Below are 22,419 nucleotides of genomic sequence, written 5' to 3' on the forward strand. Positions count from 1 at the left end.
GTTTATTTTCTGCATAAGGCGGTTTGATGCCTCAATTGCGTGTTGGTGAGCGTAGCTGGACGGTGGCAGCGGCCGACAATCTGCTCGATGCCCTGAACGATGCGGGTGTGGCGGTTCCGTTCAGTTGTCGTGCGGGCAGTTGCCATGCGTGCTTAGTGCGCTGCGTTCAGGGTGAACCTGCCGATGCATTGCCCGACGCGTTGCCCGCTGAAAAACGCCAGCAGGGTTGGCGTCTTGCCTGTCAGTGCCGAGTGAGCCAGGACCTGGCGGTCGAGGTGTTCGACCCGCAACGCGACGGCCTTCCTGCAACAGTGACCGGCTGCGACTGGCTCAGTCCGACGCTGCTGCGTTTGCGTCTGGCACCTTTGCGCCCGTTGCGCTACGGCGCTGGTCAGCATCAGGTGCTATGGACTGAGAATGGCGTTGCACGGCCTTATTCACTCGCTAGCCTGCCGGGTGAAGACCCGTTTCTGGAATTCCATATCGATTGCCGTTATCCCGGTGCATTCTGCGACGCTGCCCGACAACTGCGTGTGGGCGATGCGCTGAGGCTTGGCGAACTGCGTGGCGGGGCACTGCGTTATGACGCTGACTGGCAGGAAAAACCCTTGCTGCTGCTGGCGTCGGGTTCCGGGCTCGGGCCGTTATGGGGCATATTGCGTGAAGCTTTGCGTCAGGAGCATCAAGGCACGATCCAACTGATCCATCTGGCCCGTGACAGTCAGGAACACTACCTGGCAGACGAGTTACAGGCGCTGGCCGCGCTTCACCCGCACCTGTCAGTACAACTCATCACCGCGCAGACGCTACAGGCAGCGCTGGCCGACCTGCGCCTGTTGTCCCGGCGCGCCATGGCACTGGTATGCGGCAGTGCTGATAGCGTAGAGATGTTTGCCAAGCGGTTGTACCTGGCAGGGTTACCGCGCAATCAGCTACTGGCGGATGTGTTTTTGGCGCGGGAATAAGAGGCTCGTCAGTTACCGCTCTCGTTCCGCACGCTCCAGCGTGGGAACGCCTTGCGCGACGCTCTGCGTCACATTCCGGCAGGCATGACACCATGCAAAAGGCCCCGACTCTTGAGAGCCGGGGCCTTTGTTTGCAGCGTGTGGCTATCAGACCAATGGGTCGCCAACGTGCAGAATCTTCATGCCGTTGGTGCCGCCAATGGTGTGGTAGCTGTCACCCTTGGTCAGGATGACCCAATCGCCTTGCTCGACCAGCCCACGCTTGAGCAGTTCGTCGACTGCAGCCTGACTGACCTGACCTGGCGGCAGGGCTCCCGGATCGAAAGGCACGGTGTAGACGCCACGGAACATCGCCGCGCGCGCCTGAGTGCCACGGTGCGGGGAGAACGCGTAGATCGGTACCGAAGAGCGAATACGCGACATGATCAGCGGGGTATAGCCGCTTTCGGTCAGCGCAATGATCGCCTTCACGCCAGGGAAGTGGTTGGCGGTGTACATGGCGGCCAGCGCAATGCTCTCGTCACAACGCGTGAACGAGTGGCCGATACGGTGGCTGGACGTTTTACCGGTCGGGTGCTTTTCAGCGCCGACGCAGATACGTGCCATGGCCTGCACCGCTTCTACCGGGTAGGAACCTGCTGCGCTTTCTGCCGAGAGCATGACGGCGTCGGTGTAATCGAGCACGGCGTTGGCCACGTCTGAAACTTCAGCACGGGTCGGCATCGGGCTGGAAATCATCGACTCCATCATCTGCGTGGCGACGATTACTGCCTTGTTGTGGCGACGTGCGTGCAGAATGATGCGTTTCTGAACACCCACCAGTTCGGCGTCGCCGATTTCAACACCCAGGTCACCACGAGCAACCATGACAGCGTCACTGGCGCGGATAAGTGCGTCGAGCACTTCGTCATTGGCGACCGCTTCAGCGCGTTCGATCTTGGCAACCAGCCACGCTGTGCCACCGGATTCGTCACGCAACTGGCGGGCATATTCCATATCAGCGGCATCGCGCGGGAAGGAAACGGCCAGGTAGTCCAGGTCCATTTCGGCAGCGAGCTTGATGTCCTGCTTGTCCTTCTCGGTCAGCGCCGGAGCCGTGAGGCCGCCGCCGCGACGGTTGATGCCTTTATGGTCGGACAGCGGACCGCCGATCAGCACCGTGCAGTGCAGCTCGTGCGCGGTCTGGGTGTCGACGCGCATGACCACGCGACCGTCGTCGAGCAACAACTCGTCGCCTACGCCGCAATCCTTGACCAGATCCGGGTAGTCGATACCCACGATTTGCTGGTTGCCACTGGTCAGCGGATGAGCGGTGGAGAAGGTGAACTTGTCACCGACCTTCAGCTCGATTCGTTTGTCTGTGAACTTCGCAATACGGATTTTAGGACCTTGCAAGTCACCCAGCAGAGCGACGAAACGCCCGTGTCTGGCGGCAATTTCACGGATCAGTTTAGCGCGAGCCTTATGCTCATCCGGGGTGCCGTGGGAGAAGTTCAGGCGGGCAACGTCGAGACCCGAGAGGATCAGTTGCTCGATGACTTCTGGTGAATTGCTGGCAGGGCCAAGTGTGGCGACGATTTTGGTGCGGCGTACGGTCATGCACAAACTCCTTGATTGAAGCGCAGCGAGAGGCTACTCCTCTCTGGGTGTTTAGTCATTGTTCCTTTGCACAGCCGCGCCGGGGGCGGGCAGGGCACCTGGCTGACGATTGGTGCTCGATTTGCCTGAAGAAACTGGCTGTCGAGCCGATAAAGCGCAGAGAACAGGAGACTCCCATGCGTATTGTAACGATTGTTGTATTACTGATTACGCTCAGCGGATGCAATCGCTGGGCAATGAACTCCAATCTGGATCATGCCTACCGCGCTTATCAGGAAGGCGATTGCGAGCGCGTGATGCTCGATCTGTCCAAGGTCGAACGCCAGAGCCGTGAGCGTCGCTATGTGCAGCCGGAGGTCTCGATGCTGCGCGGGCAATGCCTGGAACGTCAGAAATTGTACGTAGATGCTGCGCAGACCTATCAATTCCTTCTAACGCAGTACCCGCAAAGTGAATATGCTTACCGTGCACGGGCAAGGCTCGACACGCTGGCGCAACTGGGTCATTACCCTCAGGCCCAGCCGGTCAGAGTGATGCCTGCCCCACGCCCTCCCGTTTCAAAATAGCCGCATCCATTTGGGTGGAAAATATCGCTGTCGGGTGGATTTCGGATGAAACTGGGCTAGTCTGTCGCTTAAGGAACAGACGAGCTGTAAAGCTCTGCTTCAAGGACTTTCTGCAGCTCGACGTATTGGGTAGCTGTGGTGAGCGTGCAGTTTTACGTAACCATGCCCAGTGGTTTCCGAAGGCGGCCTGCCATGCATAAAGAGCGAAGAATAGAACGGCACCAACTGCATGACTACCTTCAGGTTTTCAACTTCCATACAGGCAAGCCTGTAGGTTGCCTGGGTAATGTTTCCGAAGACGGACTCATGCTTATAAGTCACATGCCCATGCTCGTGGGCGCGCGGTTCGACCTGGTCTTGAAAATGCCCTTTGCAACCGGCGCCGAGGTCATCGATGTAAACGCCTTGTGCCTCTGGTGCAACGAGGACGAAACGCCCGGTAGCTACGATTCTGGCTTCGAGTTGTCGCAGGTTTCGTCAATGTATCTGGACTATGTCCAGATGCTGCGACGTTACTTCTCGTTCTACCCGTCCTATGAGGCTTCTGCCTGAGCTGTGCTGACCTTGCCGATTACACACAAAGGTTCTGCCTCATAGTGTGCCTGCCTTTTTCCAGCTCAAGTAACGAGTAATCAGCTGTGGCCCAAGTTCTTTAGGGCGCGCATCCATGACCGCAACGCCTTGAGCGCTGATCCGGTCATGAAGTGCTGTCCGGGCGTTGAGAAAATTCATCGTCCCGCAGTAGTCCAGCGCCTGGTCATAGGTTTGCACGGGTGACTGGCGCAGACTGTCCAGCACTTCCTCCCGCAGACTGGCGACCAGCACGCGATGCTGGCGACTCAGTTGCCTGACCGCCGCCAAAAGCTCTTCGTCGTCTTCGTCGCGAAGGTTGGTCACCAGCACGATCAGTGACCGTCTTTTATGTCGGATCATCAATTGACGAACGGCTGCGCTGTAGTCGGCCGGACGCCGGGTGGTCTGCAGGTCATAGACCGTATTCAGCAGCAGGTTAAGATGCCCCGGCCCTTTGACAGGCGACAGGTAGCGGTCCTCGTCGCCGGCAAATGTCGTGAGGCCTACCGAGTCGCCCTGACGCAATGCGACATAACTCAGCAGCAGACAGGCATTGAGAGCGTGATCGAAATGCGAAAGGTCACCGTCCTGGCTGCGCATGCGGCGTCCGCAATCGAGCATGAAGACGATCTGCTGGTCGCGCTCGTCCTGATATTCGCGGGCTATCGGGGTACGCTGACGCGCCGTGGCTTTCCAGTCGATCTGGCGCAGGCTGTCGCCCTCCCGAAATTCGCGCAATTGGTTGAATTCCATACCCAGCCCGCGCCGTTGCAACTGACGCACACCCAGCTGGCTTATCCAGTTATCCACCGCCAGCAGTTGTCCGCCGTAAAGCCGTGCGAAGTCCGGGTAGACGCGAGTGCTGCTGTGCAAGGCCAGATAGCGCCGGGTTGTCCACAATCGCAAACGGCCCGGCAGGCTGATTTCACACTGTTCGAACGTGAAGTAGCCCCGGCTTGACGGTCGCAGCCGGTAGCCGAGCTGGCCTTTTTCGCCTGCTGGCAGCGTAATGGATTGCGGCAGGTTTTCGCATTCAAGGCCGTGGGGCAGATGGTCGAAAACGCGCAGCGTCAACGGTCTGGAACCGTGGTGTTCAAGATCGAGCCGAGCTTCGTTCCAGCGATCCAGCGCCAGGCTTCCCGGCAGATGGCGCTTTACCTGCGGCGACGCCTGGCGAGCCAACCAGAATGCGTCGAGCACGCTGGCAATCGCCAACACCAGCAATGCCCCCCAATACAGGCTGTCGAGCTGCGCCGGATAGTCGATACCCAGCGCATGCAGCGTCCCGAGCAGCATTGCGCCGCACGTCAGCGCCCCGAGCCAGCGGAGCATCGTGACCGACGGCCTGAGCATCTGCTTCACAGGCGCGGTGCCGAAACCTGATCGAGGATCTGCCTGAGCACCTGATCCACCGACAGCCCTTCGATGTCCAATTCTGGCGACAGGCGTACCCGGTGCCGCAGCACAGCCAGCGCGCAGCCCTTGATATCATCCGGGGTGACGAACTCGCCACCCCGCAGCACGGCCCGCGCGCGTCCACCCCGAACCAGCGCAATCGACGCTCGAGGGCCTGCGCCCTGGCTGAGTCCGGGCCAGGTTCGCGTGCTGCGGGCCAGCCTTACTGCGTAGTCCAGAACCTGCTCGTCAAGGGGCAGCTCGCTGGCAATGCGTTGCAGGGCCTGAACTTCACGGGCCTGCATGATGACCCTGAGCGGTTTTACATCCAGCATGTCGGCGCGCGAAGAGCGAGTGACCTGACGCACCATGTCCAACTCTTCCCTGGCTTCGGGATAGTCCATGCGCAGCTTGAGCATGAAGCGATCCAGTTCGGCTTCGGGCAGGGGATAGGTACCTTCCTGCTCGATGGGGTTCTGGGTCGCCAGCACCATGAATGGTTGCGGAATTGGCAGGGCTCGTCCTTCAAGCGTGACCTGCCGTTCTTGCATGGCTTCCAGCAGGGCGGCCTGTGTCTTGGCCGGTGCCCGGTTGATCTCGTCGGCCAGCAGCAGGTTGGTGAACAGCGGCCCCTTGCGCAGCTTGAACTGCTCGGTCTGCATGTCGTACACAGCGTGCCCGGTGACATCGCTGGGCATCAGATCCGGCGTGAACTGGATGCGCGCGAACTCGCAACCGATGCAACTGGCCAGCGCCCGGACCAGCAGCGTCTTGCCCAGCCCCGGTACGCCTTCCAGCAGAACATGCCCGCCACCGATCAGCGCGGTCAGCACGTCGTCGATGACCGCGTTCTGACCGATCACGGCTTTTTGCAGCTCAGTGCGCAACGCCTGAGCCAGCTGGCTGGCGCGCTGGCGTTGCTGCGCCTGGGTGCTTGCAGTGCTCGTCGGGCTGACCTGCTCGGTGACGGGCTCTACAACAGGCTCGGCGCTGGCGATGTGTTCGGGCGTTTGATCGCTCATAAGGCATTCCTGAGGGTTTGCAGGTGGGCCACCTGACGGGTGAATTCGCTGTGTGAAAGGCGTTGCGCCGGTCGTGGGCGCAGGGCATCGCTGATGGCGCTGGTCGGTTGGCGTGTCAGGCGCGACAGCACCTGCCATTGTTCGGCGACCACCAGTTGCTCGAAGCCGGGATGAACCTGACGGGCGCGGCGCAGTACATCCTGTTGCAGACTTTTGATCAGGGTCTGCTGGCCGGTGCGTCTGCGCAGAAACTCGGCGCTGGCGCGCAGGTGCTCGGTCAACTGGCGGCGCGCCAGGGAGGCAGGTTTCTGCAGCGGGCCTTCGCGCATTCCGACATGCCACAGACCGAAGGCAATCAGTAACGCCGATGCCAACAGCGCCTGGGGGAAGTTGCGCAGCAGCAGACTCAACAGGTTGTCGTGTTCGGTTTGCAGCACCATGGTCACTTCGCTGCCTTGCGTCAGGTACCAGAGCAGCCAAGCGTTGTCGTAATTGCCGATCGAATGGGTTTTCCATAGGTCGGCGTCAGTGATCACCGTGATCATGCCGTCGCCACGGCTGATCTGCATGAGGTGCGTGGCGTCACCACTATTGGCCCACGATTGGGCATTGTCTTCCGGGTCCTCCAGATGAAATGCTGGCTCGAAACTCATGTAGGCTGGCGCGCTTTCGTTCTCCAGATACAAGCGGGTCAGCTTGGGCCAGGGCACTTTTTTGTGCGGCAGGGCGGGTTTCATCAGGGGAATGGGCGGCATTGGCTGCGCGTCGTCCAGTTGCCGTTCCTGAGCGTTGATGTCGCGGGTCAGGTATTGATGAATCTGTAACCTGTCCAGCAGCAGATCACCGCTGCGGCCCTTTTTTTCATTCCAGAGTTTTTCCGCGACGAACAGCAAGTGCCCACCCGATTCGGCCCAGCTCAGCAGGCGCTCGGTTTGTGCGGGTGTCATGTTCGTTCGGTCATTGAACAGCAAAAGAGTCTGTGTGCTCTGACGTGGATCGGGCAGCTGCACCAGCGTGTCGGTGGTGTTGACCGGAACCGACAGCCCTTGCAGGAACTGCTTGGCTGCCAGCCACGGGTTGGCCTTTGCCTCAGGTGACGGTCCCTGATCGACAGTTTTCTCGTAGCGCTCCAGATGGCTGCTCAGGTAAATCCCTGCGGCTGCCAGCAGTGCGACGACCAACAAGCCGATCGATATGCCAATCATTGCTCCATTGCGGCGGCTCATGATTTCGCCGCCGAATTGAACAGTTGCCGCCAGCCGTCGCAGAGTTCCTGCTGCGCGTGAGCGGGAGGCAGGCGGTGGCCGTAGGCGAGTGCTTGCCAGTGACGGGTCAGGGTGTTGCTGAATTCGTTCAATAGCGGCTGGTCCAGCGACGCTATACGCTCCAGAACCTGCCCTTCAGTGTCGGCGCTTTTCAACGGCAGTTGGTAGTCGGTCAGCAAGCGGCTGAGGAGGGCGCGGTACAGCAAGCCCAAGGCTTCACGCGGCTGGCTGGCCCAGAGCTGTTCGGCATGACCAGCGACATCGTCCGGGAGGCTTTCGGCGCTCACTTGAAGGCCGAAAAGCTGCTCGGGTCTCGCGGTTACGGTTTTTTTCCTGCCCGTACCACGGCTGACAAAGGTCGTTACCCACTGTCGATAACGCCAGATCAGCAAGCCGGTCAGGCCCAGCACTGCCGTCCAGAGAAGTACTTCGACAAAACGGGCGATGCCGTGGGTCGCCAGCAACAACCTGTTTAGCCATTTGATCAGCCAGCCTTGATCGTGATGTTCCCGCCCGCTCGGTTTGTCCGCCTGTTTTTCGGGGAAGCGCCAGCCTGTTTCGGTCTTGAGGTTCTTGAACGGTGGCTGTTGCAGCACCTCGTTTATCTTGTTTCGGGACGCTTCGCTGGTCAGCGTCTGGCGAGTCAGGCGTGGTGTGTCGGGCGCAGCCAGAGACTGATTCGCTTGCAGCTCGCTGCTGTCGGGCAATGGGCAGCTGTATTCTTGCTGCTCTGCCCATGCCGGCGCCGGCGCGGTCGACAGGACCAGTCCGAAGCCGATCAATAGCACATAGGCGCTGCCGATCAGCCGCTGGCGCAAACGTCTGAACACCAGCTCGATATCCCACGCTTCAAGGACGGTGCGGCGGTTGAGATAAAGGGTGAAGCCGCAGGCGACATAGACCGGCTCCCAGAGGACCAGCGCCAGCACATAAAACAGGTTGGTCAGGTGATCGATCCACACTCGCTGGCTTTCAAGATCGAGCACGCTCAGCCAGCGCCAGTCGACCTGTACCTGTTGAGGAATCAGGGCATAAAGCAGAATCAGCAGGCCGATCCACAGCGAGTATTCCAGGTGTGCGCCTACGACCGTGAGCATCCGCGCGGCGCGCAGGTCTTTTTGACTGAGCAGACCGACACGTATGGCGCGTTCGGTGCCTGACAGATGTTCAAGTTGCTGCACCGGTAACTCAAAGCTGCGGCTCAGGCTAAGGCGGTGCCATAGCAGGCTGGGCAACAGCTGACTTTTCAGGGTGGCCGGCCAGGCTTTCAGGGCTTGTCTGAGGGTCGGTGGCGCGCCGAACAGCGACTGGGACAGGATGAGCAGCGGCAGGCGTTCGAAGGCGGGCTTCAGCCACCAGAACAGGAAAATGACCGCCGAGGGATAGTCCCAGAGCAGCAGGCTGAGCAGGCAAAAAAACGGCAGCGTCACAATAGCCCAACTGCCCATCAGCAAGCTGCGATGCTGTCCGGCCAGCAGCACGCCAAGATCAATGGCTTCCCAGGGAGAACGAGGACGTATGGCGACGCTCGATTCAGTCAGGCGCATGGGTTATCCGTCCGGCGAAGGTCAGATAGGCGGCCACCAGCCCCCATAGCAGGGCACCCACCAGGTACTTGATCACGGGACCAGGCCAGGTCATTGATGACCAATAGGCTTCGATGAACGCCGCAATCAGCAGAAACAGAATCACCCCGCCGATCAGCTGCACGCTGGTTTTGGCTGCAACGCGCAAGGCTGCGCTGCGGGTCAGTCTGCCTGGGGCGAGCAGCGCCCAACCTAGTTTGAGCCCGGCAGCCCCGGCCAGGGCGATGGCGGTCAGTTCGAAAGCACCGTGGCCGATCACGAACGACCAGAAGGTCTGACCGTAGCCGATATCGGTCAGATGCCCCGCGACTGCGCCGATCATCAGGCCGTTGAATAGCAGGAAGAACAGGCTGCCCAGGCCGAACAGCAAACCGCTGGCGTAGGTTTGAAAGGCGATGCCGATGTTGTTCATGATGTAGTAGCCGAACATCATCCAGTCGGCGTCGGATGTGCGTTCGGCGGCTTGCCCGATCCGGCTGGCGGACGGGTCATACATGCTCTGCATCTCGCTAAGCTGTTCCGGGCTCACGACGCTGTAGATCAGCTCTGGAAAGCCGTAGACCAGCAGACCCATGCCAATCAGGCTGACGAAAAACAGCAGACTGGCGACCAGCACGAAGCGCCACTCCGCGCGAACCAGCCTGGGGAAACCCGCCAGAATAAAGCCCAATAAGCGTGCGCCCGATGCGCTGCGATGGCGATAGAGCTGTTGATGGCCGCGCATGGCCAACTGGTGCAGCGGGTCGATGAGGTGGCTGCTGTAGCCTCGTTCCTGAGCCAAGGCCAGATGCTGGCAAATGCGGCGGTAGTCGCCGGGGAAGGTCTCACTGGCAGCGGCATCGGCTTTGCCGCGCTCCAGCGCATCCAGACGTTGGCCGAAGCGTTGCCACTCCTGTTCATGACGGGTTTCGAACTGGCTTTGTTTCATGTAGGCCCCAGCAGGCTGCGGGCGATGCCATTCACATGCCCCACCGCCTTGTCGGCCGGGATGTGCAACGGCTCGGCCAGAATCGCAGCCAGCTCCTGGGTGCGGGCGGCGGACAGTTCTCCCTGTCGTTCAGCCAGGCTCAACAGTGCCCGCTGTTCGTCCAGCCGCAGGGCAAACGGCACAATAACCGGCTCGGCGTGCGGTACCACAGGGCGCAGGGCGGGCCGGTCGCTGTAAATCACCAGCGTGCCGGCGGCCAGGTCGCCCAAGCGTTTGAACAGCGGATGATTAAGGCAGGTAATCGCTCCAAGGCTGTACCCCAGCGGTAGCATGTCGACGAAACGCAGCAGGTTGCGTATCACCGATGAAGACCAGTCAATGGGAGTGCCGTCGTCATGCACGACGCGGAGGCCGAGCATTCGCTTGCCCGGCGTGCGGCCTTGATTGAGGACTTCGAACAGCACCATGTACCACCAGTTGACCAGAAAGATGGCGATGGCCGCGAGGCCCATTCCGAGCTTGTCGAATAGTTGCAGTAGCACGAACAGTATGCCGATGACGCCGGCCCGAATGGCGAGGTCGACAGCGAAAGCCAGCGCGCGGGAAACCAGGCCGGCAGGCCGAAGAATCATGTCGATACCTTCCGGGGTTTCGATCTCGATGCGAGTGTCCAGCGGTCTGTTCACTGCATTCCTTGGCAAAGCTGGAGAGGGTGACATTATCGAAGAGCGCACCTTGAGACCGAATACTGATGCTAGCCACCCGCGCAGTGCTAAGCAACCAGCCATTCATTACGCGAGCTGTAAGAAAAGATTTCCCGGTGGGCGGGACTTTACCCGATTAGCCAACGACGTCTTTGACACCCTACACTTGGCGGGTCTTTTGTTCAGGATCAGCCCGTGACTTCCAGCATTTTTTGGTATGACTACGAAACCACCGGCATCAATCCGCGCAATGATCGTGCGTTGCAGATGGCTGGCATCCGTACCGACGCCGAGCTCAATGAAATCGCGCCTCCGGTCAATCTGTATTGTCAGCCCAGTGATGACATCCTGCCGCACCCTGCTGCGTGCATGATTACCGGAATCACACCGGCCACGCTGGCGGAAAAGGGCCTGTGTGAAGCAGACTTCATGACCCGTGTACACGCTGAGCTGTCTGCGCCCGGCACCTGTGGCGCGGGGTACAACACGCTGCGTTTTGATGACGAAGTGACCCGTTATAGCCTTTATCGCAACTTTTTCGATCCGTATGCGCGCGAGTGGCAGGGCGGCAACAGTCGTTGGGATCTGATCGATGTGGTGCGGGCGGCTTATGCCTTGCGTCCCGATGGGATTGTCTGGCCCGAACAGGATGGGCGGGTAACGCTTAAGCTGGAGCGCCTCACGGCTGCCAACGGAATCGATCATGGGCAGGCGCATGACGCATTGTCCGATGTGCGTGCAACGATAGCGCTGGCCCGTTTGATTCGTGAGAAACAGCCAAAACTTTACGACTATCTATTTGCGCTGCGCAGTAAACAGAAAGTTCAGGATCAGATTCGTCTGATGCAGCCAATGGTGCATATCTCCGGACGTTTTTCTGCAGCGCGCCATTACCTGGGCGTGGTGTTACCGCTGGCCTGGCATCCGCATAATCGCAACGCGCTGATCGTCTGTGACCTGCATCTGGATCCCTCGCCTTTGTTGGACCAGGACGCGGCGACACTTAAGCAGCGCTTATATACCCGGCATGAGGCGTTGAACGAAGGTGAACTACCCGTACCGCTCAAATTACTTCATATAAATCGCTGCCCGGTGATTGCACCCATGGGCGTGCTGCGCAACGAAGATCAAGAACGTCTGCAACTGGACATGACAGGTTATCAATCGCGTGTGGCGCGTCTGAGTGAAAGCCGCGAAGTTTGGCAGGACAAAGTGTTGGCCCTTTACGGCAAGGATGACTTCACGGCAAGTGAAGATCCCGAACAACAGTTATATGACGGATTTATTAGTGACCGTGATCGTCGGCTGTGCGAGCAAGTACGACTTGCTGACCCCGAGCAGTTGACGCGCGACGCCTGGCCCTTCGACGATGCGCGTTTGCCTGAGCTGTTATTTCGCTATCGAGCGCGTAACTTTCCGGAGACCCTGAGTCTTGAAGAGCAGCAGCGTTGGCAGCGTTTCTGTCAGGACCGGTTACGCAGCCCGGAGTGGGGCGCGCCCAACACCCTGCAGGACTTTACGGCCGCGCTGATTGAACAGTCGCTTAGTGCCACACCAGAGCAATTGGAGGTGTTACGTCAATGGCAGGATTACGCCCAGCTGTTGACTGCGCGTTTGCAGCTATAAGCCGCTATAAATAGCAGGCAATAAAAAACGCCAGCACGCTGGCGTTTTTTCAATCGCAATGAATAGCGACCGTGTGCAGCTTAGCCCAGCAGAGTGGCCCAGCTTTCTACGTCATCGCTGCCCCACTTGGCTTTCCACTCTTTCAGCGTTTTGTGGTTGCCACCTTTGGTTTCGATGACTTCACCGTTGTGCGGGTTCTTGTATTGCTTGACCTTGCGAGCGCGCTTGGTGCCGGCAGGTTTAACTGCGCCGCCACGTGGAGCCTTGTTAACCTTGGCGTCCGGGTCCAGCAAAGCAATGATGTCACGCAGCGATTTTTGATATTCGCCCATCAGTGTGCGCAGTTTGCCTTCGAATTCCAGCTCGGTTTGCAGTTTGTCGTCTTGCGACAGGTTTTTCAAACGGGCTTGCAGTTCTTTGATGGCTTCTTCTGTGGCACGGTATTCGTTGATCAGGGACATGAGGGGACCTTATGTTGTGAGGGGTGCAGGGATACAGTGCGGTAATAATAGTCACTGCAAAAGGGCAAGTAAACATTAAATAAAAGTTTTATTTGAATTATTTAGAAATATACACACGTCCTACAGACGTCTGAACTAGAAGCGGGCGGCGCGCTCTTGAAAATAACCTCGGATAAAACCCTTCTTAATAGAGGTCTTGTTTAGCATCGGGCTCGCTAAAAGCAGATAGTGGCACGGTGCAATCTTTTGTGTCGGGGCCGTGCTTTTCGAGGGCTGCATTCAGGCAACAGAGATACTGCAGTTTTCCTGCGCAGCCGCTAGAATGGCGGCTTTGCGAAGTTCTGGAGTTTCCCCTAATGCGCACTTTTCGTCTGGTGATTGCTTGCCCGGACCGCGTCGGCATCGTTGCCAAAGTCAGTAACTTTCTGGCCTCCCATAACGGCTGGATCACCGAAGCGAGTCATCACTCGGACAATCTCAGCGGCTGGTTTTTCATGCGTCACGAGATTCGTGCCGACACACTGCCTTTTGATCTGGACGGGTTCCGTGAGGCCTTCACGCCGATTGCCGAAGCGTTTTCGATGGACTGGCGCATCACTGATTCGGCGCAGAAGAAGCGCGTCGTGCTCATGGCCAGCCGTGAATCGCACTGCCTGGCGGACTTGCTGCACCGCTGGCACACTGATGAACTCGATTGTGATATCGCTTGTGTGATTTCAAACCACCAGGACCTGCGCAGCATGGTCGAGTGGCATAACATCCCTTACTACCATGTTCCGGTGGACCCCAAAGACAAGGAGCCCGCGTTTGCCGAGGTGTCGCGTCTGGTTGGGCATCATCAGGCGGACGTTGTGGTTCTGGCGCGTTATATGCAAATTCTGCCGCCGCAGTTGTGCCGCGAATACGCCCATCAGGTCATCAATATTCACCACAGCTTTCTGCCTTCATTTGTGGGCGCCAAGCCCTATCATCAGGCATCGCTGCGCGGCGTGAAGCTGATTGGTGCGACGTGCCACTATGTGACCGAAGAGCTGGATGCCGGTCCGATCATCGAGCAGGATGTGGTGCGCGTCAGCCATCGCGACAGTATCGAAAACATGGTGCGCTTTGGTCGTGATGTAGAAAAGATGGTACTTGCCCGTGGTCTGCGTGCGCATCTGGAAGACCGTGTTCTGGTGCATGACAACAAAACGGTAGTGTTCGACTAATCTCTGATGCAGGCGCGCCTGTTGCGCGCCTGCCATTCCCTGTGGGTTATGGCGTTACGCGCAAGGTGCCAGCCTGATGACCGACCCTCTCGACAAAGCTGTCTCGACACCGCCCGCAGTCCTTGGCGAAGGCTGCCTGAGCCGCTACGACCCCGCTGCCCTGACTCCGGAAAACGGTGCCGACTTCGACGGTGCTGCAGAGCTGTGGCGCCAGTTGCAGCAATCAGATGAACAGCCGTCCCCGCTACAGGAAGATGCCTGAGCGCAATCAAGTCGAGTTTTGAGTAGAGCGGGCAATGAAGAGTGTCATGCCACAGGCGGTCAGTTGGCTGGGGTATGAGCTCACCGTCGCGCAGCAGAAAGCGCACGCAACAGACGTTATGGAAGCGTTCAGGCGGTGCGCAGTGCGCACCGCCTGAAAAGGCTCAAATCAGGACAGCGCCTTCGAGGCCAGCCAGAACAGGGCGGCGGACAGCGCGACAGTGGCGGGCAGGGTAAGGACCCAAGCCAGCAGAATGGTTCGAACCGTTCCACCTTGCAGGCCGCTCTTGTTGGCAACCATGGTCCCGGCAACACCCGATGACAGAATGTGGGTGGTGGAAACCGGCAGGCTGAATACGTTGGCGAGGCCGATGGCGCAGGCCGTTGTGATCTGTGCCGACATGCCCTGGGCGTAAGTCATGCCCTGCTTGCCGATCTTCTCGCCGATGGTCAGCACGACACGTTTCCAGCCCACCATGGTGCCAATGCCCAGCGCCAGTGCGACCGCCAGAATCACCCAGAAAGGCGCGTATTCAGTGGTGGCGGTCAGGTCCTTGCGCAGCTTCTCCAGGTCGGATTTTTCACGCACGCCCAAGTCTGGCAATTTGCCGACCTTGCGCGCGGTGTCATCCAGGCACAGTAAATAGCGGCGCACTTCGATGCGGCTTTCGGACGGTAACGCATGGTAGTCGGACACACCTTTGAGGCGGTCGAGCAGTGCGTCGATGGTCGGCTCGGTCTGTTTCGGGTTGCAGGCAGAGCTGGACGGCAAGTCGCCTTTTTCAGCCTTGCCCATCGCCAGGTATTCGCCGAGCGTACTGCTGTTGCGCTGATAGAACTGGCTCAGATGCAACGTGGCGTCGCGGGTGCGCTCGATCTGGTAGGTGGTACTGGTCAGGTCCAGCACGAACTGGCTCGGTACGATGCCGATGAGCACCAGCATGATCAGGCCGATACCTTTCTGACCATCATTGGAGCCGTGTACGAAGCTGACTGCCATGGCGGAGATGACCAGCACCAGACGGTTCCAGAACGGCGGATGCTTCTTGTCGTCAAGCTTGCGGCGTTGATCCGGCGTCTTGTGCATCTTCGACTGCGGCCGCCACCATTTCAGACCGATCAGCACCAGCCCTGCAACGATGAAACCTGCGAGCGGCGAGAACACCAGCGAGGCGCCGATATCGATCGCCTTCTGCCAGTTGACGCCATCGGCCAGAGGGATGTCGTTGATCAGGGCGTTGGCCAGACCTACGCCCAGGATCGAACCGATCAGGGTGTGCGAGCTGGAGGCAGGAATACCGAAATACCACGTGCCCAGATTCCAGGTGATCGCCGCCGCCAGCAGCGAGAACACCATCGCCAGACCGTGTCCGGTATTGACGTTGATCAACAGCTCAACCGGCAACAGATGGACGATCGCATAGGCAACGCCCACACCGCCCAGCAGCACACCGAGAAAGTTGAATACACCGGAAAAGAGCACGGCCAGATGAGGCGGCATGGCTTTGGTGTAGATGACTGTCGCCACCGCATTTGCGGTGTCATGAAAGCCGTTGATGAACTCGAAGGTGAGGACGAAAGCCAGGGCGAGCAACAGGCTCACAAGCACCCAGGCATCAAGCCCGCTGAATAAATCGATCATGTAGGTTTTCTGACCGGGTCTGAAGGGGGCGCGATTATGACAGAAAAAATACAGGAGGACTTGTCGTCGCTGTCCGGTGTCGCCTCAAACCAAAAAAAAGACGCATGAGCACCGCCCCGTTGAACACTCAATGGGGCAGTCATGCAGGTATTCCGGATGCATCAAGGCAGACGTGGCAGGGGTATTCAAACCTGTGCTGTCACGGCTCTTCTTTTAATTCTTCTTCCATTTTCTGCAATTCCTGCTTGAACGCCTGGTCCAGCAGGCTGGCCCTTTTGCGCCAAGGCTTGCGTTCCGGTTCCGGTTGCGCGGCGTAGGTGGTGATTTCCCCGCCGTAGACATCCTTGAAACGTTGCTCCTGGCGCTCAAGTTCCGCGCGCAGTTCATCTTTAGTCACTGTATTACCTGATCAAGTCAAAAGGGATCCGGTGAGAACGCAAAACATCGCAAGTATGTTCATTCTGGCTCTTCGTATTCCGGAAGCAGGCACAAACCTGGCCGGAAGGTCGCGTAGAGGGGCGCTGAACATCTTGCTATTGCTTGCGGCTACGTACACCAGAGGAACAGCTGTCGTAGCGACATGCATTCTGATTTCAAGCACTGGGCTCGGGTTGGCAGGCTTGCCGGCGATCGGCAACGTGTTGCGTCACAATACAACGCATTGGCTTCGCGTCGAAAGGATCATCGAAGCAGAGCGGCCTTGCAGCGGACAATCGTCAGAGGGGTAATGCCTGTCAACTGAGAGGTACTATCTCCAAGATGTTGTGATACGTCAACTACCGGCGTTGCATGAGTTCACATATCTTGGTTTTTTGTACGATTGTTCCGAAGTTTGAGTGGGCCGTTTATATGAAAGAACTTTTATAAAACACTTTTTCTGGGACGGGACAAAACGTTCACTCTGACATTCAGAGAGTTCTATATCCGCACCGAGTTGAGGTGTTGCCATATATTCAAGGTTGGGTGAAAAGCGAAGGTGATGCTCGTGACAGGGTCGTGAGGGTGAGAACGATGCGTCGTAATGAAAACGGCCTTGCTTGGTAAGCAAGGCCGCTGCCTATGACTTCTCAGTGGGTACCTGACCAGTAATTTCCAAGAAGTCACTTCATGGCAGAGGTAAAGGTATAAGTATATTTGCGAGGGGTCAATTGCGATTATCGGCCACCTGTTCGATAATCGCACAAACCGGGGTATGCAGAAGATCTTGAAATCGATCTGAAACCCTCGGTTTACAAGGCCTGAACACGCGTTACAGAGGGTGCGGTAATGAACGATGAATTGCGTAATTCTTTTGCCTCACTGGCGCCGCCCATCGTGGCGTCGCCTGCCAAGCGCATCCAGGCGCTGACCGGTGACCCCGATTTCATGACCTCGCTGGCGCGCGGGCTGGCTGTTATTCATGCCTTCCAGGAGCGCAAACGGCATCTGACCATTGCGCAGATCAGCCACCGCACTGAAATCCCCCGTGCGGCAGTGCGGCGCTGTCTGCACACATTGATCAAGCTGGGTTACGCGACCACTGACGGGCGCACCTATTCATTGTTGCCCAAGGTCCTGACCCTTGGTCACGCCTATCTGTCGTCAACACCGCTGGCAACCTCGTCGCAGCCTTATCTGGATCGCATGAGCGATCAACTGCATGAGGCATGCAATATGGCCACGCTGGAAGGCAACGACATTCTTTATATCGCGCGCTCGGCGACCACTCAGCGCTTGATCTCGGTCGACCTTTCCGTCGGCGGCCGATTGCCAGCCTATTGCACGTCCATGGGGCGCATTCTGCTGGCTGCGCTGGATGATGTGTCACTGCAGGAGTATCTGGATCACGTCGATCTGCAGCCCAAGACCAGCCGGACCATCCGCACGCCGGAAGCCTTGCTCGAATGCCTGCAACTGGTTCGTCAGCAAGGCTGGTGTATTGTCGACCAGGAACTGGAGCAGGGGCTGCGCTCGATTGCCGTACCGGTCTATGATGCGTCGGGCCAGGTGCTGGCGGCGTTGAATGTCAGTACCAGTGCCGGGCGTGTGGCGCGTAGCGAGCTGGAACAACGCTTCCTGCCGATCATGCTGGATGCCAGTCGTGACCTGAGTACGCAACTGTTTACCTGAAGCGACCGTGTTTCTGACTGATTGAATTCGTTCGGTTACCGAACGGTTAGTCGATTATCGGATTGTTTGCCTTCTTGCTCAGGCATAACCTCATTTTCATTCCGGCGCAGGTCTTCGCGCTGATCATTGAACGTGATGTTGGGTTCGGAGCACCTCATGGCAGATATTCTTTCTCTACGCGATGCGGTGAAGCAACTGGTCAACGATGGCGACACCGTTGCGCTTGAAGGCTTCACCCATTTGATCCCCACGGCTGCTGGCCATGAAATCATTCGTCAGGGTAAAAAAGACCTGACGCTGGTACGCATGACGCCCGACCTGATCTACGACCAGTTGATCGGTGCCGGTTGTGCGAAACGACTGATTTTCTCGTGGGGAGGCAACCCTGGCGTTGGCTCCCTGCATCGTCTGCGCGATGCGGTCGAAAAACAGTGGCCATATGCGATGGAAATCGAAGAACACAGCCATGCCGACCTCGCCAATGCCTACGTGGCCGGAGCCTCTGGCCTGCCGTTCGCAGTACTGCGCGCTTACGCAGGGTCCGACCTGCCCAAGGTCAACCCGCTGATCAAGACGGTGACCTGCCCGTTCACCGGCGAAGTGTTGGCGGCGGTGCCTTCGGTACGCCCGGACGTAACCGTGATTCATGCTCAGAAGGCCGACCGTAAGGGCAACGTTTTACTGTGGGGCATTCTCGGCGTGCAGAAAGAAGCCGCGCTGGCCGCCAAACGCTGCATTGTGACCGTTGAAGAAATAGTCGATGACCTCAAGGCGCCGATGAACGCCTGCGTGCTGCCCACCTGGGCGCTGAGCGCGGTATGTCTTGTGCCCGGCGGCGCGCATCCTTCCTACGCGCATGGCTACTACGAGCGGGACAACCCGTTTTACCAAGCCTGGGACCCGATTGCCCGCGACCGCGAGACGTTCACGACGTGGATCGATGAATACATCCATGGCACAGCAGATTTCAGCGAATTCCAGAGCAAGCTGGCTCATGCTTCGGAGGCCAAATAATGACTTACTCCACCAGTGAAATGATGACCGTCGCCGCCGCACGCCGTCTGCGTAATGGCTCGGTGTGCTTTGTCGGCATCGGTCTGCCTTCCAAGGCCGCTAACCTGGCACGCCTGACGTCGTCGCCTGATGTTGTGTTGATTTACGAATCGGGTCCGATTGGCGCCAAACCTAACGTTTTGCCGCTGTCGATTGGTGATGGCGAATTGGCGGAAACTGCTGACACGGTTGTTTCCACCAGTGAAATCTTCCGCTACTGGCTGCAGGGCGGACGTGTCGATGTCGGCTTTCTCGGCGCAGCTCAGGTTGACCGTTTCGGCAACATCAACACCACCGTGGTCGGCGATTACCACCATCCCAAAGTGCGTCTGCCGGGAGCCGGTGGAGCGCCGGAGATTGCCGGTTCGGCGAAGTCGGTGTTGATCATTCTCAAGCAGTCGGCGCGCTCGTTCGTCAACAAGCTGGATTTCATCACCTCGGTCGGTCACGGCGAGGGTGGCGATTCGCGCAAACGCCTGGGCCTGCCCGGTGCCGGTCCGGTGGGCATTATCACCGACCTGTGCATCATGGAGCCGGAAGCCGACACTCATGAATTTGTCGTGACCACGCTGCACCCCGGGGTGACCCGCGAGCAGGTGATCGCGGCGACTGGCTGGGACATCCGTTTTGCCGACACTGTTGTGGTGTCGGAAGAGCCCACTGACGTCGAGCTGAAGGCGCTGAGGGACCTGGAAGCCCGTACCGCCGCAGCCCATGGCCAGGTTGCAGGAGAAGCGTGATGCGTGACGTCTTTATTTGCGATGCGATTCGTACACCGATCGGGCGTTTCGGCGGCGGTTTGTCCACTGTGCGTGCTGACGATCTGGCTGCCATACCGATCAAGGCCTTGATGGCGCGCAACCCCAGCGTCAATTGGGAGGAGGTCGATGAGGTGTTCCTCGGTTGCGCCAATCAGGCCGGTGAGGACAACCGTAACGTAGCGCGTATGGCGGCCTTGCTCGCCGGGCTGCCGAAAAGCGTTCCGGGCGTCACCCTCAATCGCCTTTGTGCTTCCGGAATGGATGCCATCGGCACCGCGTTCCGTGCCATTGCTTCAGGTGAGATGGAGCTGGCGATTGCCGGTGGCGTCGAGTCCATGTCGCGCGCGCCGTTTGTCATGGGCAAGGCCGATGCGCCTTTTTCGCGCAACATGAAGCTGGAAGACACCACCATCGGCTGGCGCTTTATCAACCCGGCCATGAAAGCGCTGTATGGAGTGGACTCGATGCCCGAGACCGGCGACAACGTCGCGACTGACTTCAGGATTTCTCGAGCCGATCAGGACGCTTTCGCCCTGCGCAGCCAGCAACGCACTGCTGTTGCCCAGGCTGCGGGCTTTTTCGAGGAGGAGATCGTGCCGGTGCGGGTTGCGCACAAGAAGGGCGAAACGATCATCGACAAGGACGAGCATCCGCGCGGTGATACCAGTCTGGAGACCCTGAGCAGACTCAAACCGGTCAACGGTCCTGACCAGACGGTTACTGCTGGCAATGCGTCAGGCGTCAACGACGGTGCGGCGGCGTTGATCCTGGCGTCGGCCGAGGCGGTCAAAAAGCATGGTCTCACTCCTCGCGCCAGGGTGCTGGGCATGGCCAGCGCAGCGGTCGAGCCTCGGGTGATGGGCATCGGCCCGGTGCCAGCAGTGCGCAAGCTGGTCGAGCGGCTGGGTATGGCCGTTGCCGACTTTGACGTCATCGAGCTCAATGAGGCCTTTGCCAGCCAGGGCCTGGCCGTGTTGCGCGAGTTGGGGCTGGCGGATGATGCGCCGCAGGTCAACCCCAACGGCGGCGCCATTGCGCTTGGGCACCCGCTGGGCATGAGCGGCGCTCGGCTGGTACTCACGGCGCTGCACCATCTGGAAAAGACCGGTGGGCGCAGAGGTCTGGCAACCATGTGCGTTGGGGTAGGGCAGGGCTTGGCGCTGGCGATTGAGCGTTAAAAACATTCCGTTTTAAAAAGTTGCCCGGCAACCCGGTTCATTTGTCTGTCTCCACGAAAAGACAGGCTGATGATCCGGGTTGTTGTGCGAATAACGCCAGGTTTTCCATCGCTCTCAACATAACCCTGTCAACTGAATTGGCCAGGGTGATTGTGCTTGATTAAAGACGGTGTTACAGATTGTTGCTAAATGGACAGTTCTGCTTGGGGAAAATAATGACTACAACAGCAAAAGCACCGCATTACACGGGCGAGGAGCGAAGCAAAAGAATTTTCGCTATCGTCGGCGCGTCTTCCGGGAACCTCGTCGAATGGTTCGATTTTTACATTTATGCCTTCTGTGCGATTTATTTCGCACCTGCTTTCTTTCCTTCCGATGACCCGACCGTCCAGTTGCTCAACACTGCAGGTGTGTTTGCAGCAGGCTTTCTGATGCGCCCGATTGGCGGCTGGCTGTTTGGTCGTGTGGCTGACAAACATGGTCGCAAGAACTCGATGCTGATTTCGGTCACCATGATGTGCGCAGGGTCGCTGATCATCGCCTGTCTTCCGACCTACGCATCGATTGGTGCCTGGGCACCGGCATTGCTGCTGATGGCGCGTCTGCTTCAGGGGTTGTCGGTGGGGGGCGAGTACGGCACCACGGCCACTTACATGAGTGAAGTGGCGTTGCGCGGCCAGCGCGGTTTCTACGCTTCGTTCCAGTACGTGACGCTGATTGGCGGCCAGTTGCTGGCAGTACTGACCGTGGTGATTCTGCAGCAATTTCTCACCACCGAGGAACTGCGTGCCTATGGCTGGCGAATCCCGTTCGTGATCGGCGCTGCTGCGGCTGTCATCGCCTTGCTGCTGCGCCGTACGCTCAATGAAACAACCACTGCTGAAAGCCGTCAGGACAAGGACGCCGGCAGCATCACGGCGCTGTTCAGAAATCATACGGCTGCTTTTATTACGGTGCTGGGTTACACCGCGGGTGGCTCGCTGATTTTCTATACCTTTACCACTTACATGCAGAAGTATCTGGTCAATACCGGTGGCATGGAGGCCAAGACCGCCAGCTACATTATGACTGGCGCACTGTTCCTGTACATGTGCATGCAGCCGTTCTTCGGCATGCTGGCGGACCGTATCGGTCGTCGTAATTCGATGTTGTTGTTTGGCGCGCTGGGCACGTTGTGCACGGTGCCGATCCTGATGACCCTGAAAACCACCACCAACCCGTTCATCGCGTTTGTACTGATTACCCTGGCGTTGGCGATTGTCAGCTTTTACACCTCGATCAGCGGGCTGGTCAAAGCCGAGATGTTTCCGCCTCAAGTGCGTGCGCTGGGTGTGGGCCTGGCCTACGCCGTCGCCAACGCCATGTTTGGCGGCTCGGCCGAGTGGGTGGCCTTGAAGCTCAAGAGCGCCGGGATGGAAAACAGCTTTTACTGGTACGTGACTGTCATGATGGCAATAGCGTTCCTGTTCAGTCTGCGGCTGCCGAAAGAGCCTAAGTACCTGCATCAGGATCATTGA

21 protein-coding genes are annotated in these 22,419 nt (G+C 58.6%); 11 read left to right on the forward strand and 10 right to left on the reverse strand.

From position 1 onward, the window contains the following. The first annotated feature begins 26 nt into the window (after positions 1 to 26). On the forward strand, positions 27 to 965 hold the full coding sequence (locus N018_RS04915; RefSeq protein ID WP_024647280.1) for an iron-sulfur-binding ferredoxin reductase: 939 nt from the start codon (positions 27 to 29) through the stop codon (positions 963 to 965). A gap of 147 nt (positions 966 to 1,112) precedes the next feature. On the opposite strand, the gene pyk is transcribed toward N018_RS04915, so the two are convergent. Continuing rightward, the gene (gene pyk, locus N018_RS04920; protein WP_003380907.1) at positions 1,113 to 2,564 is read right to left on the reverse strand and encodes a pyruvate kinase; all 1,452 of its coding nucleotides are present in this window, start codon (positions 2,562 to 2,564) and stop codon (positions 1,113 to 1,115) included. 176 nt (positions 2,565 to 2,740) lie between these two features. On the opposite strand from pyk, the gene N018_RS04925 reads away from it, so the two are divergent. After that, positions 2,741 to 3,130 carry a tetratricopeptide repeat protein gene (locus tag N018_RS04925; RefSeq protein WP_025388961.1) on the forward strand — a complete coding sequence of 130 codons (390 nt, stop codon included), beginning with the start codon at positions 2,741 to 2,743 and terminating at the stop codon, positions 3,128 to 3,130. Between the two features lie 192 nt (positions 3,131 to 3,322). Next, positions 3,323 to 3,682: a PilZ domain-containing protein gene (locus tag N018_RS04930; RefSeq protein ID WP_024647282.1), complete on the forward strand. Its 360-nt coding sequence runs from the start codon at positions 3,323 to 3,325 to the stop codon at positions 3,680 to 3,682. A 39-nt stretch (positions 3,683 to 3,721) separates the two neighbouring features. Here the strand turns inward: N018_RS04930 and N018_RS04935 are convergent, their stop codons facing one another. From N018_RS04935 to N018_RS04960, 6 genes are read right to left on the reverse strand one after another with little or no spacing between them, the layout of a single operon-like run. Further along, positions 3,722 to 5,065: a DUF58 domain-containing protein gene (locus N018_RS04935; protein ID WP_025388962.1), complete on the reverse strand. Its 1,344-nt coding sequence runs from the start codon at positions 5,063 to 5,065 to the stop codon at positions 3,722 to 3,724. After that, complete coding sequence (locus N018_RS04940) at positions 5,062 to 6,120, reverse strand: AAA family ATPase (protein WP_025388963.1); 1,059 nt, start codon at positions 6,118 to 6,120, stop codon at positions 5,062 to 5,064. The genes N018_RS04935 and N018_RS04940 overlap by 4 nt, the downstream gene beginning before the upstream one ends. Further along, positions 6,117 to 7,346, reverse strand: coding sequence for a DUF4350 domain-containing protein (locus N018_RS04945; RefSeq protein WP_025388964.1), 1,230 nt, complete (start codon positions 7,344 to 7,346; stop codon positions 6,117 to 6,119). The genes N018_RS04940 and N018_RS04945 overlap by 4 nt, the downstream gene beginning before the upstream one ends. After that, entirely contained in the window at positions 7,343 to 8,932 is a 1,590-nt protein-coding gene (locus N018_RS04950; RefSeq protein ID WP_024647286.1) for a DUF4129 domain-containing protein, read from the reverse strand. The genes N018_RS04945 and N018_RS04950 overlap by 4 nt, the downstream gene beginning before the upstream one ends. After that, positions 8,919 to 9,899: a stage II sporulation protein M gene (locus N018_RS04955; RefSeq protein ID WP_025388965.1), complete on the reverse strand. Its 981-nt coding sequence runs from the start codon at positions 9,897 to 9,899 to the stop codon at positions 8,919 to 8,921. Before N018_RS04955 ends, N018_RS04950 begins: the two co-directional genes overlap by 14 nt. Further along, entirely contained in the window at positions 9,896 to 10,618 is a 723-nt protein-coding gene (locus N018_RS04960; RefSeq protein ID WP_025388966.1) for an RDD family protein, read from the reverse strand. Before N018_RS04960 ends, N018_RS04955 begins: the two co-directional genes overlap by 4 nt. Positions 10,619 to 10,798: 180 nt before the next feature. Between N018_RS04960 and sbcB the strand changes: the two genes are divergently transcribed. Continuing rightward, on the forward strand, positions 10,799 to 12,229 hold the full coding sequence (sbcB, locus tag N018_RS04965) for an exodeoxyribonuclease I (RefSeq protein ID WP_025388967.1): 1,431 nt from the start codon (positions 10,799 to 10,801) through the stop codon (positions 12,227 to 12,229). Positions 12,230 to 12,309: 80 nt separating this feature from the next. Here the strand turns inward: sbcB and mvaT are convergent, their stop codons facing one another. Beyond that, positions 12,310 to 12,690: a histone-like nucleoid-structuring protein MvaT gene (gene mvaT, locus N018_RS04970; RefSeq protein WP_002554971.1), complete on the reverse strand. Its 381-nt coding sequence runs from the start codon at positions 12,688 to 12,690 to the stop codon at positions 12,310 to 12,312. Between the two features lie 356 nt (positions 12,691 to 13,046). Between mvaT and purU the strand changes: the two genes are divergently transcribed. Both purU and N018_RS04980 read left to right on the forward strand, forming a co-directional pair. After that, complete coding sequence (gene purU / locus N018_RS04975; protein ID WP_025388968.1) at positions 13,047 to 13,898, forward strand: formyltetrahydrofolate deformylase; 852 nt, start codon at positions 13,047 to 13,049, stop codon at positions 13,896 to 13,898. Positions 13,899 to 13,974: 76 nt separating this feature from the next. Further along, the gene (locus tag N018_RS04980; RefSeq protein ID WP_025388969.1) at positions 13,975 to 14,160 is read left to right on the forward strand and encodes a hypothetical protein; all 186 of its coding nucleotides are present in this window, start codon (positions 13,975 to 13,977) and stop codon (positions 14,158 to 14,160) included. A 168-nt stretch (positions 14,161 to 14,328) separates the two neighbouring features. Here N018_RS04980 and N018_RS04985 read toward each other — a convergent pair whose 3' ends face one another. Beyond that, positions 14,329 to 15,801, reverse strand: a complete 1,473-nt coding sequence (locus N018_RS04985) for an inorganic phosphate transporter (protein WP_024647292.1) — start codon at positions 15,799 to 15,801, stop codon at positions 14,329 to 14,331. A gap of 199 nt (positions 15,802 to 16,000) precedes the next feature. Continuing rightward, the gene (locus tag N018_RS04990; RefSeq protein ID WP_007248860.1) at positions 16,001 to 16,198 is read right to left on the reverse strand and encodes a hypothetical protein; all 198 of its coding nucleotides are present in this window, start codon (positions 16,196 to 16,198) and stop codon (positions 16,001 to 16,003) included. A gap of 869 nt (positions 16,199 to 17,067) precedes the next feature. Between N018_RS04990 and pcaR the strand changes: the two genes are divergently transcribed. From pcaR to N018_RS05015, 5 genes are all read left to right on the forward strand, one after another. Further along, the gene (gene pcaR / locus N018_RS04995; RefSeq protein ID WP_007248858.1) at positions 17,068 to 17,910 is read left to right on the forward strand and encodes a pca regulon transcriptional regulator PcaR; all 843 of its coding nucleotides are present in this window, start codon (positions 17,068 to 17,070) and stop codon (positions 17,908 to 17,910) included. 156 nt (positions 17,911 to 18,066) lie between these two features. Then, the gene (locus tag N018_RS05000) at positions 18,067 to 18,924 is read left to right on the forward strand and encodes a CoA transferase subunit A (RefSeq protein WP_025388970.1); all 858 of its coding nucleotides are present in this window, start codon (positions 18,067 to 18,069) and stop codon (positions 18,922 to 18,924) included. After that, positions 18,921 to 19,703 carry a CoA-transferase subunit beta gene (locus N018_RS05005; RefSeq protein WP_195757182.1) on the forward strand — a complete coding sequence of 261 codons (783 nt, stop codon included), beginning with the start codon at positions 18,921 to 18,923 and terminating at the stop codon, positions 19,701 to 19,703. The genes N018_RS05000 and N018_RS05005 overlap by 4 nt, the downstream gene beginning before the upstream one ends. Next, positions 19,703 to 20,902 carry a 3-oxoadipyl-CoA thiolase gene (pcaF, locus tag N018_RS05010; protein WP_024647295.1) on the forward strand — a complete coding sequence of 400 codons (1,200 nt, stop codon included), beginning with the start codon at positions 19,703 to 19,705 and terminating at the stop codon, positions 20,900 to 20,902. The genes N018_RS05005 and pcaF overlap by 1 nt, the downstream gene beginning before the upstream one ends. 215 nt (positions 20,903 to 21,117) lie before the next feature. Continuing rightward, a complete protein-coding gene (locus N018_RS05015; RefSeq protein WP_025388971.1) occupies positions 21,118 to 22,419 on the forward strand; it encodes an MFS family transporter in 1,302 nt (433 codons plus the stop codon).

The organism is Pseudomonas syringae CC1557 (genome assembly GCF_000452705.1).
Lineage (GTDB): Bacteria > Pseudomonadota > Gammaproteobacteria > Pseudomonadales > Pseudomonadaceae > Aquipseudomonas > Aquipseudomonas syringae_F.

Bases quoted from the DNA above. Each gene is read 5' to 3' on its own strand.
- N018_RS04915 (WP_024647280.1), top strand. From the start codon at position 27: ATGCCTCAATTGCGTGTTGGTGAGCGTAGCTGGACGGTGGCAGCGGCC.
- mvaT (WP_002554971.1), bottom strand. From the start codon at position 12,690: ATGTCCCTGATCAACGAATACCGTGCCACAGAAGAAGCCATCAAAGAA.
- purU (WP_025388968.1), top strand. From the start codon at position 13,047: ATGCGCACTTTTCGTCTGGTGATTGCTTGCCCGGACCGCGTCGGCATC.
- pcaR (WP_007248858.1), top strand. From the start codon at position 17,068: ATGAACGATGAATTGCGTAATTCTTTTGCCTCACTGGCGCCGCCCATC.
- N018_RS04930 (WP_024647282.1), top strand. From the start codon at position 3,323: ATGCATAAAGAGCGAAGAATAGAACGGCACCAACTGCATGACTACCTT.
- pcaF (WP_024647295.1), top strand. From the start codon at position 19,703: ATGCGTGACGTCTTTATTTGCGATGCGATTCGTACACCGATCGGGCGT.
- N018_RS04955 (WP_025388965.1), bottom strand. From the start codon at position 9,899: ATGAAACAAAGCCAGTTCGAAACCCGTCATGAACAGGAGTGGCAACGC.
- N018_RS04950 (WP_024647286.1), bottom strand. From the start codon at position 8,932: ATGCGCCTGACTGAATCGAGCGTCGCCATACGTCCTCGTTCTCCCTGG.
- N018_RS04985 (WP_024647292.1), bottom strand. From the start codon at position 15,801: ATGATCGATTTATTCAGCGGGCTTGATGCCTGGGTGCTTGTGAGCCTG.
- N018_RS04980 (WP_025388969.1), top strand. From the start codon at position 13,975: ATGACCGACCCTCTCGACAAAGCTGTCTCGACACCGCCCGCAGTCCTT.
- N018_RS04960 (WP_025388966.1), bottom strand. From the start codon at position 10,618: ATGTCACCCTCTCCAGCTTTGCCAAGGAATGCAGTGAACAGACCGCTG.
- N018_RS04925 (WP_025388961.1), top strand. From the start codon at position 2,741: ATGCGTATTGTAACGATTGTTGTATTACTGATTACGCTCAGCGGATGC.
- N018_RS04945 (WP_025388964.1), bottom strand. From the start codon at position 7,346: ATGAGCCGCCGCAATGGAGCAATGATTGGCATATCGATCGGCTTGTTG.
- N018_RS04940 (WP_025388963.1), bottom strand. From the start codon at position 6,120: ATGAGCGATCAAACGCCCGAACACATCGCCAGCGCCGAGCCTGTTGTA.
- N018_RS05000 (WP_025388970.1), top strand. From the start codon at position 18,067: ATGGCAGATATTCTTTCTCTACGCGATGCGGTGAAGCAACTGGTCAAC.
- N018_RS05015 (WP_025388971.1), top strand. From the start codon at position 21,118: ATGACTACAACAGCAAAAGCACCGCATTACACGGGCGAGGAGCGAAGC.
- pyk (WP_003380907.1), bottom strand. From the start codon at position 2,564: ATGACCGTACGCCGCACCAAAATCGTCGCCACACTTGGCCCTGCCAGC.